This window comes from Gordonia sp. 11cp, from assembly GCF_057767225.1.
The window spans coordinates 1976652-1995973 of sequence record NZ_CM173437.1 but is presented as its reverse complement, the minus strand read 5'-3'; the positions used below and the strand labels follow the sequence as shown (position 1 = coordinate 1995973).

Sequence of the window (19322 nt, the reverse complement as noted above, 5' to 3'; positions counted from 1 at the left end):
CGCGCGAGCGCAGCGGATCACGACAAGCATCGAGAGACAATGACTCAGAGACTCACTCGCACGAGATCGACCATCGGAATCGGCCGACCGCTGAATCGCTGGTGGTACGTGGCGACCGGTGCGCTGTCACTGGTGTTCGGATCGAACACGGTGAACGCGCTGTTCAACGTGCTGGGCGAGCCGATGTCCGACGAATTCGGTTGGGAGCGTGGCGTCATCGCGACCGGGTTCTCGATCGAGACCGTGATGGTCGGGATCAGCGTCGTGGTCCTGGGCGTACTCATCGACCGGTTCGGGCCGAGAATCCCCAGCATCCCGATGTCTGTCGGTTTCGGCGTCGGGCTGATGGCCATGGCTGCATTGCCCGACAACCGCGCGGTCTTCTACCTCCTCTGTGTCCTCATCGGTTCGTGCGCAGGGGCTCTCGCGCCCATCGCCCACGCGGCCGTCGTGAGCGCGTGGTTCTCCGATCGTCGTGGATTCGCCCTCGGGATCCTGATGGCGGGTCTGGGCCTGTGCGGGGTGGTGATGCCGCCGTTGGCGAGCTGGACCCTCGACCTGGTCGGTTGGCGGGGAACCTTTTTCATCATCGGCGCCGTCTGCGCGACGGTGCCCGCGGCGGTCTATCTGCTGATCACCCGGATGCCCGAGGAGGGCGAGAGTGACGTGGCTTCCGCGTCTTCCGCGCAAGACGCCGGTGAGTCGCTCCTGCGCCTCGCGAGGAAGCACCGGCAGCTCTGGTTGCTGGGCGCAGTCAGCTTCCTGATCTCGGCGGCGAGCTTCGGCCTGATGTCGCAGGTCATCCCCATGACGACCGACAAGGGCGTCGACCTCGGACTCGCGGTTGTCGTGCTCTCGACCATCAACTTCTCGTCGATCTTCGCGCGGTTGCTGTCCGGGTACCTGTTCGATCGGATCTTCGCGCCTCTCGTCGGGTCCGTGGTCTTCGTGCTGGGCGCCGTCGGTGTCACGCTGGTGATCTCGTCGACCGCCTCGGGCATGCTGCTGATCGGTGCCGTGCTGATCGGGCTGGTCCTCGGTGCCGAGACCGATCTCAACGCCTACCTGACGAGCAGGTACTTCCCCAAGCACTCGTTCGGGCGCGTGTTCGGGTTCGTCACCCTCCTCTACGCTCTGGGGTCCGCAGCCGGAGTGACACTCCTCGCCCAGATCTTCACGCTGACCGGCTCCTACACCGCGGGAATCGTGCCGCTGGTCGGAATGGTGATCATCGCGATCGGTTGTCTGCTCGGCATGGGGTCGTACCGCTACTCGGTCGACGCGGTCCACATCGACGAGCCGGAGGGCGATCTCGTCGCGAAGTGACCGTGCCTCGTCATGACGCGACCGCATCGGCCACGACTTCATGGCGTCGGGTGGACCCATCGCCCGCCGTTCTTCGTCTGAACACCACCAAGAAGGAGGAACTGTGAGTTCATCAGCACGTCTACTGGACGGCAAGGTCGCCGTGATCACCGGTGCCGCACGTGGGCAGGGGCGGAGCCATGCCCTGACCCTCGCACGGCACGGTGCTTCGATCCTGGCCCTCGATGTCTGCCGCCGGGTGAGCTCTGCCTCGTACGAGCCTGCCACCTCGGCAGACCTCGAACAGACCGCCCACCTGGTCCAGGAGCTCGGCGGCCGCATCATCACCGGAGAGGTCGACGTCCGTGACCAGCAGGCGCTCGCCGATGTCGTCCGTTCCGGTACCCAGACGCTGGGCGGCCTCGACATCGCGATCGCCAATGCCGGAGTGAATGTATGGACGAGCCTGCTCGACGCGGACGACGACGACCCCTGGGACGACACGATCGGCACCAATCTGACCGGCGCGTACAACACCCTCCGGGCGGTCGCACCGATCATGGTCGACGGCGGAAGGGGCGGTTCGATCATTCTCACCAGCTCGGCGGGCGGCCTGAAGGCGATCCCCGGCATGATCGCCTATGCCGCTTCCAAATTCGGAGTCACCGGCCTCATGCGCGCCGCTGCGCTCGAGCTCGGGCAGTACAACATCCGGGTCAACACCGTGCACCCGTGGGCCGTCGACACCCCGATGGGCGGGATGCCCGCCTACGGCGAGAAACTGCTCGCCGACAATCCGTCGTACGCCGACAGCTTCAAACAGATCTTGCACGATCCCGAAGTCGCCTCGGCGCAGGACATCTCCGACGCGGTCCTCTTCCTCGCCTCGCCGATGTCGCGGACGATCACCGGCGTCGCGCTGCCTGTCGATCAAGGCAACACCATCGTGTGACGGGCACCCCGGTGCACGTCCAGAATCATTCTGCTGCAGCGGCTTGCGTCGACACCGCAGACGACCCTTCGAAAGGACCCGAACAATGACCACCTCGCAGCAGGGCAGGCACGAGGGCGATCAGGCGGAGGGCACGAGTATTTCGTCGGCCCTGTCCGCCGGCGCTCGACGACGCCCGCACCGCGTGGCGATCGAGGCGGAGGGAGTCGAGTGGACCTACCGCGATCTCGACACCGCGGTCGACAACGCCGCAATCAGCCTGCATCGAGCGGGGATCGAGGCCGGTGACCGGGTCGGGATCGTTCTCGACAGCACACCCGCCTATGTCATCCACCAGATCGCCCTCGCCCGGCTCGGTGCCGCCTTCGTCGCGCCGAATCCCAGCTGGACCCCACACGAGGTCCGGACGGCGCTCCGGACGGCCGGTGCGACCGCGGCGATCGTCGACGACGCTCATCGCGACCACCCCGGGAACGAGATCACGCTGCTGCCGGTCGACGACACCATTGTTCCGGGAGCAACACCCGGCGACGAAGCCGGACCGCCGAAGGTCGTCGTGAATTCTTCTGGGGAACTGTTCATCCCGTTCTCGTCTGGGACCACCGGCTTTCCCAAAGGAGTTGTCCACACCGTCGGCAGCGTGAGTGGAGCAGTCGAGCAGCTCGTGCAGCACACCGGACTCGGGCCCGACGATCGCATGCAGATCTCGATCCCGCTGTGCCACATCTTCGGCACGACGATGATGTTCGCCGCCCTCTCGGTCGGTGCGCGAGTGACGCTGTTCAGACGCTTCGACTTCGACGAATGCCTCGCCCAGTTGCGAACGGGTGCGGTCACCGTCTGGCCGCTCGCCGGAACGGTCGCCCATCGGCTCGCCCGACAGCCCGATCTCGGACCCGACCAGTTCCCTGCGCTCAGGTTCTTCATGTGGGGCGGCAGCCCGGTACCCGCGGATCTGGCCGCGACGATCACCTCGAAGACGGGGGTCGGTTTCCTGTGTTCGTACGGTATGACCGAGGCGATGATGGTCGCCTTCAACCCGGTCGACGACCCGGGACAATGGCGGCTGGACTCGCCGGGCTTCCCGACTGCCGGGACCGAGGTCCGTCTCGGCGAGGACGGTGAGCTGGAGGTCCGGGGACCCAGTGTCGCCGTTGCCTATACACACCTCGACGCCGGGAGCGACTCACCGTTCACCGACGACGGGTGGTTCCGGACCGGTGACGTCGCCCGCATCGACCAGACGAACAGGATCTGGATCGTCGACCGCAAGAAGGACATGATCAAGGTGTCCGGATTCCAGGTGGCCCCTGCGGAAGTCGAATCCGAGCTCCTGCGACATCCGGAGATCACCGACGCCGCGGTGGTCGCCGAGCCCGACGATCGCACGGGACAGAGAATCGTCGCGTACGTGGTCGCCGCGGGAGCCCTCGACACCGATCGGCTGCGACAGTCGATGTCGACCCGCCTGGCCACCTACAAGATGCCGTCCGAGGTACGGACGATCACCGCGATCCCGCGACACAGCTCCGGGAAACTCCAGCGCGGCCGGCTGCGCGACGCGGGCGTTCGCTCCGCCACCAGCCGGTAGCGCCTCGTGGTGCGCGCTAGATCGGCATCAGGAAGTGCTTGCGCGGGGTCTTGAGGACCTCCTTGTCGCGCAACTGCGCCAACGCCTTCCGGAGCTGCAGACGGGTCTCGGCAGGTTCGATGACCGCGTCGACGTAGCCGCGCTCGGCGGCGAGATACGGGGTGGCCATCATCGTGTTGTAGAAATCGATGAACTCACGACGGATCTTGTCCGCCTCGGCGGCCGACAGCCCCTCGGTCTGGCGTCGGGTCAGCACGGCAGCAGCCGATTCAGCGCCCATGACCGCGATCTTCGCCGTGGGCCAGGCGAAGTTGACGTCGGCACCGAGGTGCTTGCTGCCCATCACCGCGTAGGCGCCGCCGTAGGCCTTGCGCAGCACCACCGTCACCTTGGGCACGTCGGCCTCGACGTAGGCGTACAGGAATCGCCCCGAGCGCCGGATCGTGCCCTTCTGTTCCTCTGCGAGACCCGGCAGGATGCCCGGCGTGTCCACCAGGAAGACGAGCGGGATGCTGAAGGCGTTGCAGATGCGGACGAAGCGGGTCGCCTTCTCCGACGAGTCGGTGTCGAGTACACCCGACATCACGCTCGGCTGATTGGCGACCACACCCACCGACCGGCCGTCCACGCGGGCGTACCCGGTGATGATGTTGGGCGCGAACAACTCCCCAACCTCGTGGAAAGCGCCGTCGTCGAACAGCTTGATGATGATGTCGTGCATGTCGTACCCGGCGTTGTCGTTGTCGGGCATGAAGTCGTTGAGCGACAGGTCGGACTCGGTGATCTCCGGTTCCAGACCCGGGTTGATCACCGGCGGCCGCTCGTAGGCACTCGACGGCATGTACTGCAGGTACTCACGGACCCAGTCGAACGCGGCCTTCTCGTCGGTGGCGACGTGATGGATGTTGCCCCACCGCGCCTGATTGTGTGCGCTGCCGAGGTCTTCGGCCGAGATCTCCTCGCCGTTCACCTGTTTCAGCACATCGGGGCCGGTGACGAACATGTACGACTTGTCCTCCACGGCCACCAGGATGTCGGTGTTCGCCGGGGTGTACACCGCGCCGCCGGCGCACTTGCCGAGGATCACCGACACCTGCGGCGCGAGACCCGACAGCAGGTCGTTGCGACGACCCATCTCGGCGTACCACGCGAGCGAGGTGACCGCGTCCTGGATGCGCGCACCGGCGGAGTCGTTGATACCCACCATCGGACAACCGATCTTGCCGGCCCATTCCATCAGCGAGGCGACCTTGCGGCCGAACATCTCGCCGACGGTCCCGCCGAAGACCGACTGGTCGTGGGAGAACGCCGCGACCGGACGACCGTGCACCAGTCCGTGTCCGGTGACCACGCCGTCGCCGTAACCGCTCTCGGCCGCACCCGGCATCTTGGCCAGCGCGCCGATCTCGACGAAGGTCCCCGGATCGAAGAGCATGCTCAGACGCTCACGCGGAGAACAGATCCCCTTCGCGGCGCGTTTCGCGAGCGCCTTCTCGCCTCCCGGTTCGCGGGCGGCCTCCAGTTTCTGACGGAGGTCGGCGAGCTTGCCTGCGGTGGTGTCAGTCACGGTCCTTCTTCCTACTTACCAAGCCGGGCGACCCGATCGGCGAGATCAGCACCGATCTTGCCGATGTACGGCTCGTCGACGATCGACAGGTGGTCACCGCCGACGTGGATGATCTCCAGGTCGTCGACCACCTCGCCCCAGCGTCCGTCCTCGTCGATCTCGGCCCACTGCGGCTCGAGTTCGATTGCGCCTGCGTGCATCTTGTCGGCCCGGTACAGGACGACCTTGCCGTCATACGGTTGCGGCGCGATGCTGCTCAGCACGCGGTTCTCGATGAACGAGGTCCGCTGGTGCTCGATGATGCCGCCGGGGATCTTGGTGCCCGACATCGACATCATCTCCATGATGATCGCGAACTGGCCCTCGTCGTCGGCCTCGACGAGTCGATCCATCGGGATCGGCACCTCGGGGTCGAGATCGTAGTTGCGGATCGCGAAATCCTTCCAGCGCTCGAGTCGGGCCCGCTTGCTGTCGGGGGTCTCGGTCATGTCCGCGCGCGGACGCACCACGTCGATGAGCCCGACGAAGGCGACCTCTTCTCCGGCCTCGCGCAGCAGTTGCGCGACGCCGTAGGCCAGGGCTCCGCCGAAGGACCAGCCGACCAGCACGTACGGCCCATGGGGCTGCAGTTCGCGGAGCCGCGGAAGGTACTCGCGCACACGCTCTTCGATCGTCCCTTCGATCCCGCGGTCGAAGCCGATGACGGGCCGGTCCTCGGGAAGACGCTTGAGGAGGGCCTCGTATGCCGACGTGTTGCCGCCCGCGGGATGGAACAGCAGGATCGGTGTCGGGTCGCCCGCAGACGGGTCGTAGACCTTCTTGCCGTCCGGGACCAGGCGCAGATACCGCAGGAAACCATCGGTCGACGCACCGGCGTCGAGGTGGTCGCGAACGTAGTTCGCCATCTCCTCGATCGTCTCCGAGTCCAGGATGTCCTCGACGTCGATGTCCCCGCCGGTGCGCTCGTTGAGCCGGTCGGTGAGCTGCTGTGCGACGTCCTCCGACAGGACCGGCAGCTTGTTGAAGATGCCACCGGCCGAGGCCTTGGTCACGACCGCGTAGGTGCCGAACGTCAGGCGTTCGGCCGCATCGCGTGGTGGCACATCCGAACCCGCGGCCTCGGCGACCGCGCGCTGCGAGGTGATGTCGGTGGCCGGTGCGGGCGAGTCGGCCTGTACCGGCCGGCTCGGCACCTCGGGCGCCGGCGAGTTCGCCACCGCCTCCTCGACGTCGGCGACGTCTTCGGCGACATGCCGCTTCGGCTCCGGCGACTCCTCGGTCGGTTCCACGGACTCGGCCGCGGTGGCGGGAGCCGGTGCGTCCGCACCCTTGGCGTTCTGCTCGTCGATGTAGGCGTTGAGCGCGGCAGTGTCGAGTTCGCCTCCGCCGGCGGCGTTCTGGGCGAGATCGTCGAGCTGGTCGCGATGCTCGACCGCGAACTCGACGAACTTCTGCACGTCGGCCAGATTGGCCTGCCGCATCGCCTGCAGCTGCAGCTGGGGGATGTCGAACTCGTACTCCACCCGGTTCTTGATGCGGACCGCCATCAGCGAATCCAGACCGAGCTCGATCAGCGGGATCTCGCGCGGCAGGTCCTCGGGGTCGTATCCCATGGACTCACCGACGATGACCGCCAGACGATCTCCGACCGACTCACCCGATTCGGGACTCCACCGGTTGCCGATGTCGTCGACGACCTCGTCCTCGACGATCACGGTGTCATCGGCGAACACCTCGGCGCCCGACGGCTTCTCCGCCGCGGGTGCCTGAGTGACCGCACCCGCTGCGTCGTCGAGATCACCCGTGACCGCGGCCTCGAACAGCAACTGGAAGTTCTTGTCCGCCTTCGCATGCACACTCACCGCAGCACCACCGGGGTGCGGACTGAGCGTCGTCGTCAGGGTTCCCGAGGTGGGGATGTCGCCATGGGCGACCGACGCCCCGACGCCGGCATTCGTCAGCACCTGCGCCGCCGCGGCCCGTACCAGTTCGCGAGGATCGGTCACGGCCGAGGCATTGACCTCCCAGGCATGCCGGCCGTCGGGCAGCGCGACGTGCGAACCGGGGACGGTCCCCGCCGATCCGCCCGAGCTGATGCTGGCGGTGAGCCAGAAGTCCTTGCGTTCGAAGCGGGTTCGCGGGATGGCCGCGAAGCCGCCGCCGCCGAACAGAGATGCGACGTCTACCCGGTGCCCGTGCACGTACAGCTTCATCAGGGCGTTGACGAGACCGTAGCTCTCGTCCTCCTTGCGGCGCAGCGTCTCGATGAGCTCCGCATCGTGCAGACCAGCCGAGAACGTCACGGCCGCAACGGAGATCAGGACGGCCGGGTTGGGCGAGAGTTCGAGGAAGGTGCGGTGGCCGTTCTCCACCGACTTCGAGATCGCCTGGCTGAACCACACACTGTGGCGAAGCCCCTTGGTGAAGTAGTCGATGGTGTGCACCGGCTCATGGCCGGCGCGGTAGAACGCCTCACGGTCGACCGAGCTGTAGAAGCCGATGGTCGGACGCAGCGGTTCGATCCCGGTCAGCTCGTAGGCGAGTTCGCCCAGCAGCGGGTCCGTCTGCGAGGTGTGGCTGGCGCCCTTGGTCGCGAGCTTGCGACCGAGTTTGCCCTCTTTCTCGGCACGTTCGACGATGGCATCGACCTGCGGCTCCGGTCCGCCGATGACCGTGTGGGTCGGCGCGGCGTAGACGCAGATCTCCAGGTCCGGAAAATCGACGAGGACGTCGTTGATGTCGTCGGCGCTGTACTCCACGAGTGCCATCCGGCGGATGTCGTCGCCCTCCAGCATCGCCTCGCCCTCACCCATCAGCCGCGAACGCTGGCAGATGACGCGCGTCGCATCCTCCAGGGACAGACCGCCGCTGATGTAGGCGGCCGAGGCCTCACCCATCGAATGAGGCACGAGCACACCGGGTTCCGCACCGTGGTGGCGGAGCGTGTCGGCGAGCGCGACCTGGATCGTGTAGATGCCGACCTGGCTCTGCTCGGTTCCGTAGGTCTGTTCGTCGTCGACGAACATCTCGGCGATCGAGTATCCGAGTTCGTTCTGCACCAGCTCGTCGACACGGTCGACGTACTTCGCGAAGATCGGGTTCTCGGTGTAGAGCTGCTTGGCCATCTTGCGGTGCTGGGACCCGAAGCCCGACAGCAACCACACGGCGGACGCCGCATCGGGCGAATCCGACGAGTAGACGAGCGGATTGCTCTTGCCCTCGGCCACCGCCCGGACACCGGTGATCGCGTCGTCCAGGGTCCGGGCCATCACGACCGCACGCGACCGCCCGTGATTGCGGTGCGCCAGTGCCCGGCCGATGTCGGCCAGCGGGGTCGCCCGCCCCTCGTCGGAGTCGAGCCACTCGAGCAGATCCGCTGCGGTCTTGCGGCGGCGAGACGGCAGGAAGCCCGAGATGACCAGCGGCACAACCGAACCCTCGACCGCACAGGGGGCGAAACCGGCGGCCGGATCCGGCGCGGTCTCCACCACGGCGGTTTCCACGTTCTTCGCCTGCGCGGCGAGCACGGCCCGCTCGGCCTCGGTCAGGTACACGTCCTCGTCGTCGATTTCGACAGGCTCAACCGGCTGGGAAGGTTCGTCGGCCAGCGACGCCGACGCCGGGAGTTCGGCCGCGGCGGCACCTCCTGCCGCCGACGACTCCGGTGCGAGATCCTCGGGCAGCACCTCGCGCACCACGACGTGAGCATTGGTGCCGCCGAAGCCGAAGCCGGAGACACCGGCGATGGCGTGGCCCGAATACCGCGGCCAGGCGGTGGCCTCCGGGATCACCTTCAGCCCGTTGGTGTCGAACTGGATGTAGGGGTTGGGGCCGTTGTAGTTCAGCGACGCCGGGATCGTGCCGTGCTGCATCGACAGCACGACCTTCGCCAGCGCACCGGCACCGGCCGCGGACTCCATGTGTCCGTAGTTGGTCTTGACCGAACCCAGCAGCATCGGTGCGTCGGCGGGGCGGCCGCGCCCGACGACACGTCCCAGCGCGTCGGCCTCGATCGGGTCGCCGAGGATGGTGCCGGTGCCGTGTGCCTCCACATAGTCGACGGTGCGTGGGTCGACGGCGGCGTCGGTGTACGCGTCGCGGAGCACGTCGACCTGGGCCTCCGGATTCGGGGCGGGCAGACCGTTGGACCGACCGTCGGAGTTGATCGCCGAACCCGCGATCACCGCGAGGACCTGGTCGCCGTCGCGCCTGGCGTCCGACATCCGTTTGAGGACGAACAACCCGCCGCCCTCGGCGCGGATCATGCCGTCGGCGTCGGCGGAGAAGGCCTTGATGTGCCCGTCCTTGGCCTGCGCGCCGATCCGGTCGAAGCCGAGGGTCGCAGCAGGCGTGATGAGCATGTTGACACCGCCGGCCAGAGCGAGGTCGGACTCGCCGGTGCGCAGACTGCGCACCGCCTGGTGGACAGCCACCAGCGACGACGAGCACGCGGTGTCCATCGCGATCGACGGGCCGCGGAAGTCGTAGAAGTAAGACACCCGGTTCGCCACGATGGCGGTCGAGGTGCCGGTCAACGCGTAGGCGGCCGTGTCCTCGGCGCCCTCGCTCAGCCCGAGGGTCGCCAGCAGCTGGTAGTCGTTGGTGGAGGTGCCGATGAACACGCCGACGGGCGCGCCCTTGAGATCACTCGGCGGGATGTGCGCGTGCTCCAGCGCCTCCCAGGTCAGCTCGAGCGCGAGTCGCTGCTGCGGGTCGACCATCTCGACCTCGCGCGGACTCATCTGGAAGAAATCGGCGTCGAACGAACGGACATCGTCGAGATAGCCGCCGCGGGTGTTCGCCGACTCCAGGACCTCGAGGAGACGTGGATCCGACTTGAACTCCGTCCACCGGTCCTCGGGCAGATCCGAGATCCCGTCGACACCGGCGATGAGCGCCTGCCACGTGGACTCCGGCGTCGTGCCGGACTTCGGGAAACGAGTCGACAGGCCGACGATCGCGATGTCGTCGTCGGCGCTCCGTTCACGCTGCCAGAAGGTGTCCGAGTCGTCGTCGAGACCCTCGTCGGGATCGCCCTCGATGATCCGCTGCGCGAGCGTCGCGATCGTCGGGTGGTTGTAGACCACCGTCGCGGTGAGGATCACCCCGGTCTTGTCCTCGACGTCGGCGGCGAGTGCCACCGCGTCACGGGACGAGAGACCGAGTTCTTCCATGGGGCGGTCGACGGCGATCTGTTCGACCGGGAGCCCGGTGGCCTGGGACACCCACTCGCGCAGCCAATCACGAAGCTGGTCGACAGTGAGGTCACCGGCGGTCTCACCGTCGGTGCCGGCCACGGCCGGATCGATGGTGCGGACCTCGTCGGTATTCAGTTCAGACATCGCTTCCAGACTACTGATCTCGGGGCACCTGAACTGGTGCCGGGTGCATTATGAGCCCGCAGGGTGTCCGGGCGCGGCATCTCGACGCACTCACCCCGCCCGGGTCCGCAGGATCGCTACTCGGCGTCCGGGAACGCCGTCTGCTTGTAGCCGCCTCGGAGGCTGCCGTCGATGTAGGCCGCACGTGTCGCACGGCGCGCGATCTTGCCCGACGACGTGCGCGGGATCGAGCCGGCCGGCACCAACAGGACGTCGCGAACCATCACGCCATGGCGCTGTGCGACCGCGGCGCGCACGGTGTCGGCGACCTCCTGCGGGTCGGCCTTGCGGCCGGGTCCGCGCTCGGCGACGATGACCAGCTGCTCGGACGCGTCGTCGGCGTCGGGCTTCAAGCCGCTGCCCGCGAACTCGAAGACCTCGCCGGGCAACTGGTTGGCCGGTACCGAGAACGCGGCGACGAAGCCGGGGCGCAGCGCGTCGCTGGCTTCCTGCGCGCTGTACTCGAGGTCCTGCGGGTAATGGTTACGGCCGTCGACGATCACCAGGTCCTTGACACGCCCGGTGATGTACAGCTCGCCGTCGAGCCAGACCCCGAAGTCGCCGGTCCGCATCCAGATCGCGTCCGCGGGCGCACCCTCGGCGTGGCTGTTCTCCGGGAGCGGGGTGACCAGCTTGTTGTGGAAGGTCTCCTCGGTCTCCTCCGGCTTGTTCCAGTAGCCGGCGCCGATGTTGAGGCCGTGGAGCCAGATCTCCCCGACGTGACCGTCGGGCTGTTCGGTCGCGGTCTCGGAGTCGACGATGGTCGCCCACTGGCTCACCGCGACCTGTCCGCAGGAGACCTGCGCGACCGCGTTGGGGGCGTCGGCGTCGACGAGGGTGAAGCTGCCGGCGTTGAGGTCGTCGCGGTCGACGTAGACGATCTTCGCCTCGTTCTCGCGCTGGGTCGCGGACACGAACAGCGTCGCCTCGGCCATGCCGTAGCACGGCTTGATCGCCGTCTTCGGCAGCCCGTACGGCGCGAACGCCTCGTTGAACTTCTTCATCGAACTGACGGTCACCGGCTCGGAACCGTTGATGAGCCCGATGACATTCGAGAGATCCAGCTCTTCGCCCTCCTTCGGCAGACCGCGCGCGGCGGCGTGTTCGAAGGCGAAGTTGGGAGCGGCGGCAAAGGTCTCGGCGCCGTCGGCGGCCGCGGCGAGCTCCTTGATCCAGCGGCCCGGACGGCGCACGAACGCCTGCGGGCTCATGATCGTGATGTAGCGGCCACCGAGGGCGGGCAGGATCACGGTGAGCAGACCCATGTCGTGGAACATCGGCAGCCAGGTGACGCCGCGGGCCTTCTTGTCGATGCCGATGGTGTCGGAGATCTGCAGCACGTTCGCGGCCACAGCCTGGTAGGTGATCTCCACACCGGCGGGGACCCGCGTCGAACCCGAGGTGTACTGCAGGTAGGCCACGGTGTCCTTGTTGTGGTCCCGACCGGCGACCGGCGCGACCCAGCTGGACCCCACCGAATCCGGCACGGCGTCGACGGCGATGACGCGCGGACGCTCCTTGGCCGGCAGCGGCGCGAAGAAATCGCGCACCGCCTCGGCGGACTTCGTCGACGTCAGGATGGCCGTGGGCTTGCAGTCCTCGAGGACCGCGTGCAGCCGATCGGTGTGGCCGGGCTCGTCGGGGGAGAACAGCGGCACGGCGACGTTGCTGGCATAGAGCGCCGCGAAGAACCCGATCACGTACTCCAGCGACTGGGGCGCGAGGATCGCCACACGGTCGCCCGGCTTCGTGACCTGCTGCAGACGTGCCGCAACCGCACGCAACCGCTTACCGAACTGCGCCCACGTCAGGTCCTGGGGCTCGCCGTCGCGCTCGCGGCTGTAATCGATGAACCGGTAGGCCAGCGTGTCGGCCTGCTCACGGACGTTCTGCTCGACGTAGTCGACCAGCGTCGCTTCCTCGGTGAAAGAGATGTTCCCGGTCTCGTCGATGAAGTCTTCGAGTTCAGTACTCAGCATTCATTACTCCTGTGCCCCCTCGTGGACTCCCCCACGCGGGCGCAGATCTCCGGCGAGGTGTTGGCGACGCCACCACGCAGTCCTGCCGTCCACGCCCTGTGCCGACCGCGGGATACGGTAGCGCACGTCCAGTTACCCAACGAAAAACTCGCGTTCGTCATGCTCGGTTTCGCATGGGTGCGCGTCGCCCCTCGACGCACACCCCCGGGTTCACCGACCCGTCACCTCGCTGTTGACTCGCGAGACCGTCGGCCATCCTACTCCCCCTTCAATTGCGCGAGCACAGGCGCAAAAGCATCCATCTGCGTCGGGAACACCCCGACGTAGGACATGGTGGTGCGGCGTCGCACCTCCCGGATCTGGTCCGCGATCTCCTCGAAGCTGCCGATCGCGATGTACGGCGAGGTCAGCACGTCCTCGACGGTGAACTCGGTGTCGTGCGCGATGTTGGGCGGATAGCCCTGTTCCAGAGCCTTGAGCGCCATCTCGGCGGTGGCGACCCGATCGTCGGTGATGACGATTACAGCGATCGTCCAGTTCAGCTCCAGATCGTCGAACCGGTCGCCGGCGGCCTCACGGATCCGGTCGACGCGCTCGGCGGTCTTCTCGATCGTCATGTCCGACAGCTTCATCTTGCCGTCGGTGGTCGTACCCGGAGCGACGGAGATGATGTCGGCGTGCTTGGCGGCCAGGGCCAGCATCTTGGGGCCACCGCCGCCGACGGCGATCGGCGGACGCGGCCCCTGCCGCGGTCGCGGACTGCCCTCGAGGCCGTTGATCTGGTAGAACTCGCCGTCGAAGTTCACCGTCTCGCCGCGCATCAGACCGTCGAGGACCGTCAGCGCCTCGTCGAGACGCCGGATACGCACGCCGGGTGATTCGAACTCGATGCCGGCCTTGTCGAACTCCTCTTTCATCCAGCCCGCGCCGATGCCCAACTCGAGCCGCCCCTTGCTCAGGACGTCGATCGTGTTGGCCTCCTTGGCGAGCAGGGCCGGGTGGCGCCAGCCGTTGGCGAGCACCGAGGTCGCCAGGCGGATCGTGCTCGTCGCCTGCGTCAGGGCGCCCAGCGCCGCGATCGGACCGACCTGGTTGCCCAGATGGTCGGGCACCGCGAAGGTGTCGTAGCCGTACTCCTCGGCGGTCTGCGCGAGCTTGACGAACTTACGGGCACCGCCCTCGTCCTTGTTGCCCTCACCACCCGCGCCGAAGCGGAACTTCCGCAGGCCGGACGAGGCACCACCGGCATCGCTCGGGGGTTGCGTCATCGCTGTCCTCTCATCGTGATCGCCGGCTGCGTGAGGTCGCGTGCGGCGTCCGCCGGTTCCGCGATGTTCCTCGGCCAGCCCAACACGTTAATGCAGCGTGACGGCACCGCCAAACGAATCGGTCGCCGCCGTCAGACGAGGCTACCGGCCGGTCAGTTCGACGGCCGGACCGGACTCGCCCGGCGGCACCCGGCCGGACATGTCCGATCGGCGCGGCCGGCCTCGCGTGAGGAGGTCAGTTGTGCTCGGGTGCGGGCGCGTCCTGGATGAGGCCCTTGGACCAGTCGTACATCCACTGGGTCGCGGTCTGGCCGTCGTTCTCCCAGTAGCGCGTCGTCGCATACATCGCGTGGATGGGGTTCGACGCCGCGTTCGCCAGCTTCGACACCGCGGCCAGCGGATTGACGATCGTCGGCGAATCACAGATGAGATCGCCGGGCGCGCAGATGGATTGGACCCGGTCACGAAGGTCGCCGAATCCGCCGGTGCGCGGACCGGTCATCGAGATGCCGGGGACGAGGTTGCCCATCCCGCCGAGCGCGATCTCGGCACCTACGCCGTTCGGACTCGGCGCGATGTCGTTCTGTTCACCCGGCTGGCGACGGCCGTCGGCGATGAGTCCGACACCGAGCACCAGATCTTGTTCACCCTCGTCGAGCACACCCCGGCCGTTGCCGATGTTGCTCGCGAGATCACCCGCGATGACCGCGCCCTGGCTGAAGCCCATGATCACGTAACCCGTCAGGGGGCAGCGCTCGTTGGTGGAGATGATCTTGCCCGCCGCGCGCTTGTAACCCTGGGTGCGTGACACGTTGTAGTCGACCTGACGGTCGGCCAGATTCGTCGGATTCCGGAACTGCGCCGTGTAGGGGACGGTGTAGATCTCGCTGCGCGAGGAGTCGAAGTCGTTCGCCAGGGCTCGGGACACGCGCAGCATCAGCGAGTTCGGATTCGCCGACGGCTTGTAGGGATCGTCGTCGGCGCTGGACTCCCAGGTCCCGGGGATGACGACCGTCAGGACGTCGGGGCAGTCCGCGGGCTGGGCGTCGGGTCGTTCGCTGGAGGGCGGGGCGGTCGACGGCCCGCCGGGCCCGATCGGCGCGGGTCCGGGAGCGAGCCACACCAAGACGAGCACGACGATGAGAACGATCGCGATGACCGCGAGCGCGAGGAGCAGCAGGGCGAACTTCCCCAGCCTGCGGACCGGACCCTTCCGGGTGCGGCCCGCGGCGTTTCGACGGGCGGCCACGTCAGCAGTAGTGCTGTTCTGCTGCGCGAATGACCTTGTCGGCCTTCACGTTCGCTTCTTCTACGTTGTCCGCTCCGGGCCCCACGGACGCGGTGACGAAGGCCTTCACCATGCTCGGGTCGGTGCCCTTCTGTTTGGCGCCGCAGACATACTTCGCCATGGTCAGGGCGACCGAGTTGTCGTTGTCCCCCATGAACGTGACGTCCTGCTGCTTCAGTGCGGCGAGGTAGGCCCGGGCCTTGTCGTCGAGCGGCTGGCCGCTGGGTCCGGGGAAACTGGCCGGGACCTTCGTGCTGGGGTTCGGCGCGGTCGCCGGCAGCTCCGAGGTGCCACCGGGCGTGGAGGGAGCGGTCTCCTCGGATGTGGAACCCGGCGTACTGGTCGAGGACTCCGCCGCCGAGTAGAGCGACGTCGTCGTGACCGGGTTGTTGGTGATCGGCGCACTGGCCGTCGAGTCGTCGGCGCAGGCCGACACGGACCCGAGCGCGAGAGCGAGGCCCGTCACGGCCAGCACCAGCCGCACACACTTCGTTGTCATCGCCACTTCCTGCCGAACCTTTCGGGTCTTGATTGCGCACCGCCGGGCAGTACTGTCCGGCGACACCTCACGCGTCCGGCCTGAGGCCGATCGCGACACAGGGGGTACCCTGCATCGCACACCACGTCAGGCTACCGCCCGTACGAGGGCCTTCCGTCCGCCGCACTCGCACCACCTGCACAAACGGTCCGATTCCTCAGCGAAGTTTCAGGCCGTACACACGTGGGGTCGAGGTTGGGGCACCGACGGGTACCCCCGTCGGCACGCTCCGTGGATCCCGGTTCGCTCCGCCGGCCTCCTCACTTCAGGACCTTGGTGCCGTCCTTCGCGGTCCAGGTGATCCGGCCGTGCTCGAAGTAGCTCACGCGGCCCTTGCCGTCGCGGGTGGGGAGTTCGTCGGTCGTCGGCTTGCCGAGGCGTCCGGCCGGACCGCCCGCGGCGACGTAGGCGCCGCCGATCGCACCGGTGACGATCTTGGGTCCCTTCGGGCCGGTGAACATGCGTCCCCCGGCGAAGTCCTGGGCCTTGCCACCGGCCACCGGGTACGACGGGGTGAGGCAGCCACCGAGGTCCGCCTTCCTGGCGTCCCAGACCTTGCGGAAGGCACCGTCGACCCGGCACGCGACCTGATCTCGCGAGAGTCCGAGTGCGGCGGCGGCCTGCGGCCAGGCCTGGATCATCTCGAACTCCCAGTACGGCCAGGTATGGGTGCCCGACGGTCGGTAGTTCGCCTGACCGGGAATTCCCTTGCGGTTCAGCTGGATCGCGAACTGCTGTGAGGTGACGCGGCTCAGCATCTCGAGTCCGACACCGGAGTAGTTGGTCGCGAGCATCGGGATGTCCGACGGCTTGTCGTGGGGACCCACCATGCCGTTGCCCGACGAGACATAGAGACTCGTCCCCTGCAGCTTGTCGACCAGCAGGTACGGATCGTGTTCCTTCCAGGCCGGATCCGAGGGCGGCCCGAACATCTTCATCGAGTCGTAGCCGCCGCCGTCGCGCACCGCGAACTGGATCGCCTGCGGCATGCCGAACGAACTCAGCTGCAGGATTCCCGAGAACGACGCCGCGAACTTGTAGAAGCCGGGATTGCGTGCGGCCAGCATCATCGCCGCGGAGCCGCCCATCGACAGCCCCTCGATGCCGCGGACGTCGGTGGAGCGCCAGTCGTTCTCCAGGATGGGCGGCAGTTCCCGCATGAGGAACGTCTCCCACTTGTAGTTCTTGCCGCGGTCTGGTTCCTTCCAGTCGGTGTAGAAACTCGACTCGCCACCGATGGGCAGGATGACGTTGACGTTCTTGTCCTTGTAGAAGTCGACGATCTTGGTGTTGATGATCCAGCCGCTCTGATCGTCCTGCGCGCGCAGTCCGTCGAGCATCGTCAGCTGCGGGAACTTCTCCTTCGGCTTCGCGTGCCAGTCGCGTGCCAGCAGGATCTGCACCTGGATGTTCGTGTTCATCGCCGGGGAGTAGACCCACAGGGCCACACGCCGGTCGGTGTACCAGTAGGTGTTGGTCACCTTCGCCGGCTGGGCGGCCGGCACCGAGGCCGGTGCGGGCGACGGCGCGCTCGGCGAGGCGGGTGGCGCGGGCGCGGCCGGCGGTGCTGCGGGGGCCGGCGGGGCCGGCGCGGGTTCGGCACCGGCGAGACCGTTTCCGACCACGAGCACGGCCGCCGTCACCAGCGCGACCACGGCGGCCTTCACCGGACGAAGGGTCGACCGACGACGGGCCGAACGCACGTCGGCCTGCCCCGCCTCGGCCGGTCGCGCGTCGACCTTGTCTGTACCACTGTTTCGCCGCATCACTCTCCAGAACTCCTTCGCCCCTGTGCGCCGGCAGCGTCGCAACTGATTCCCCTCAGTCACACGCGCCTCTCCAGAATCAAACGCCTCAGGAGTTTCTTACACGTCCGAACGCACCCCTGTCCGCACGCCACGCTGTGACACGTGGGATTTGTGTGACAGTTGATATCTCGCCCTGCTCCCTGAGGAGCGCCCGGAGCTTGCGGAGGGCGCGTCACGAAGGGGGCCGGCGCGTGGCAGCCGCCGCTGCCCGCAAAGCGGCCCTGGAAACCACCCTCCAGCGGGGGAGCAGCGACCATGTGATGCCGGGACTCCCCTGGAGGGTCGTTTTCAGGGGCGGGTTCAGGCAGGACCCCACAACACGACGACGCCCCGCCCGGAAACCCGGGCGGGGCGTCGTACAGCCGGAGGACCGGCGATGTCAGATCAGCGGAAGAATCCGCGGTTCTTGGCGTTCCAGATCATGTCCTGCCAGTAGCCCCAGGCGTGGGTGCCGTTGGCGTAGTAGGTCATCAGCGGGACGCCCTGCACGAAGGCCGCGGCCTCGAAGGCCTTGGACTGCGTGAACGCGAGCAACTCGAGGGTCGAACCCTTGAACAGATCGTCGAACACGTTGGGCAGTGCGTTGTAGCGGCCGAACAGACCGTTACCGGAACCGACGAAGACCTTCATGCCGCGCATCAGGCCGATGTTCCAGAAGGGATCGTTCTGGAACCAGCGGATGCTCCACGGCGGGCCCCACATCGCGTCGATGTTCCACGGCTTCGGGTCGACGTCGAGCATCGCCAGACGCAGCGCGGTACGCATGCCGGGTGCACTCAGGAAGTTGTAGCCCGAGAGCGAGCCGGCGCGGTCGAAGTGCTGGCGGTTCTGGGCGCCGAGGACGAGCGCGGCGTTACCGCCCATCGACAGGCCCATGATGGCGTAGCGCTTCGACGGTCCGACGCGGAAGCCGCGGGCGTCGAGCGCGCTGATCAGGGTCCGGCTGATGACGCAGTTCCAGCGGTACCGGTAGGGCTGCCGGTTGAAGTTGCTGGGCGCATCCCAGTCCGTGTAGAAGCTCGCGGGTCCACCGATGGGCTCGACGACGTTGACGCCGGACTTCACCATCTCCTGGACGTTGGTGTTGATCTCCCAGCCGCTGTAGTCGTACTGGGCGCGCATGCCGTCGAGAAGGATGACGGTCTTGTAGTTGCCGGGCTTCTTCCAGGCGCGGACCTTGACGTTCGGCATCCCGCAGCCGTTGACCCAGAACTCCTGCTTGCCGACCTGCGTTCCGCCGATCCGGGCGTTGGCCTGGCCGGCGACGACACCGGTCAGTCCCACGACTGTCAGGATGGCGACGAATGCGGCGATCAACCGGTTGCTCATCCGGTTGCGCGCAGGCCTCGGCGCCTCGGTGGCAGCTTCACGCATGTACAGAATCTCCCTCTTCAGCCGATCGACCGGAACTCGTAGTCCCTAGCGGCCGACCGATCCTTGTGCGTCACACATTTGTCGTCCCCCGGCTCATTGCGCGGCGCGACGTCGTTCACGAGTCGTTCTCGCATGCGATTCACCGTCGGCGAGCCTATTCGATGCCCCCGAACGTGACAAACCATGTGATAGCGATCACAACCCCCGTCACTTCGGCGTCCCAGCAGTTCAGAACGCCTCCGTCACGACCTTTCTATCGGCCGCGCCCACG

At 67.2% G+C, this 19322-nt stretch carries 11 protein-coding genes; 3 read left to right on the top strand and 8 right to left on the bottom strand.

The window, feature by feature from the left end; genetic code table 11:
- Positions 1 to 39: 39 nt before the first annotated feature.
- The 3 genes from AC3B6C_RS08805 to AC3B6C_RS08795 all read left to right on the top strand — a co-directional run bounded on the left by AC3B6C_RS08805 (position 40) and on the right by AC3B6C_RS08795 (position 3848).
- Positions 40 to 1326, top strand: coding sequence for an MFS transporter (locus AC3B6C_RS08805; RefSeq protein ID WP_488375714.1), 1287 nt, complete (start codon positions 40 to 42; stop codon positions 1324 to 1326).
- A 103-nt stretch (positions 1327 to 1429) separates the two neighbouring features.
- On the top strand, positions 1430 to 2257 hold the full coding sequence (locus AC3B6C_RS08800) for a mycofactocin-coupled SDR family oxidoreductase (RefSeq protein WP_488375713.1): 828 nt from the start codon (positions 1430 to 1432) through the stop codon (positions 2255 to 2257).
- 85 nt (positions 2258 to 2342) lie between these two features.
- Positions 2343 to 3848 (top strand): class I adenylate-forming enzyme family protein, encoded by a 1506-nt coding sequence (locus AC3B6C_RS08795; RefSeq protein WP_488375712.1) that lies wholly within the window; start codon positions 2343 to 2345, stop codon positions 3846 to 3848.
- A gap of 16 nt (positions 3849 to 3864) precedes the next feature.
- On the opposite strand, the gene AC3B6C_RS08790 is transcribed toward AC3B6C_RS08795, so the two are convergent.
- The 8 genes from AC3B6C_RS08790 to AC3B6C_RS08755 form a co-directional block, all read right to left on the bottom strand.
- A complete protein-coding gene (locus tag AC3B6C_RS08790; RefSeq protein WP_010844859.1) occupies positions 3865 to 5415 on the bottom strand; it encodes an acyl-CoA carboxylase subunit beta in 1551 nt (516 codons plus the stop codon).
- An 11-nt stretch (positions 5416 to 5426) separates the two neighbouring features.
- A complete protein-coding gene (gene pks13, locus AC3B6C_RS08785) occupies positions 5427 to 10757 on the bottom strand; it encodes a polyketide synthase Pks13 (protein WP_488375711.1) in 5331 nt (1776 codons plus the stop codon).
- 116 nt (positions 10758 to 10873) lie between these two features.
- Positions 10874 to 12775: a long-chain-fatty-acid--AMP ligase FadD32 gene (fadD32, locus tag AC3B6C_RS08780; RefSeq protein ID WP_010844857.1), complete on the bottom strand. Its 1902-nt coding sequence runs from the start codon at positions 12773 to 12775 to the stop codon at positions 10874 to 10876.
- A 257-nt stretch (positions 12776 to 13032) separates the two neighbouring features.
- On the bottom strand, positions 13033 to 14043 hold the full coding sequence (locus AC3B6C_RS08775) for an LLM class F420-dependent oxidoreductase (protein WP_014924966.1): 1011 nt from the start codon (positions 14041 to 14043) through the stop codon (positions 13033 to 13035).
- Between the two features lie 235 nt (positions 14044 to 14278).
- Positions 14279 to 15292, bottom strand: a complete 1014-nt coding sequence (locus AC3B6C_RS08770) for a cutinase family protein (RefSeq protein WP_010844855.1) — start codon at positions 15290 to 15292, stop codon at positions 14279 to 14281.
- Between the two features lies 1 nt (position 15293).
- Entirely contained in the window at positions 15294 to 15830 is a 537-nt protein-coding gene (locus AC3B6C_RS08765) for a DUF732 domain-containing protein (RefSeq protein ID WP_014924965.1), read from the bottom strand.
- Positions 15831 to 16129: 299 nt separating this feature from the next.
- Positions 16130 to 17635, bottom strand: a complete 1506-nt coding sequence (locus AC3B6C_RS08760) for an alpha/beta hydrolase-fold protein (RefSeq protein ID WP_488375710.1) — start codon at positions 17633 to 17635, stop codon at positions 16130 to 16132.
- A gap of 426 nt (positions 17636 to 18061) precedes the next feature.
- Positions 18062 to 19051 (bottom strand): alpha/beta hydrolase, encoded by a 990-nt coding sequence (locus tag AC3B6C_RS08755; RefSeq protein ID WP_004021369.1) that lies wholly within the window; start codon positions 19049 to 19051, stop codon positions 18062 to 18064.
- Between the last annotated feature and the right edge of the window lie 271 nt (positions 19052 to 19322).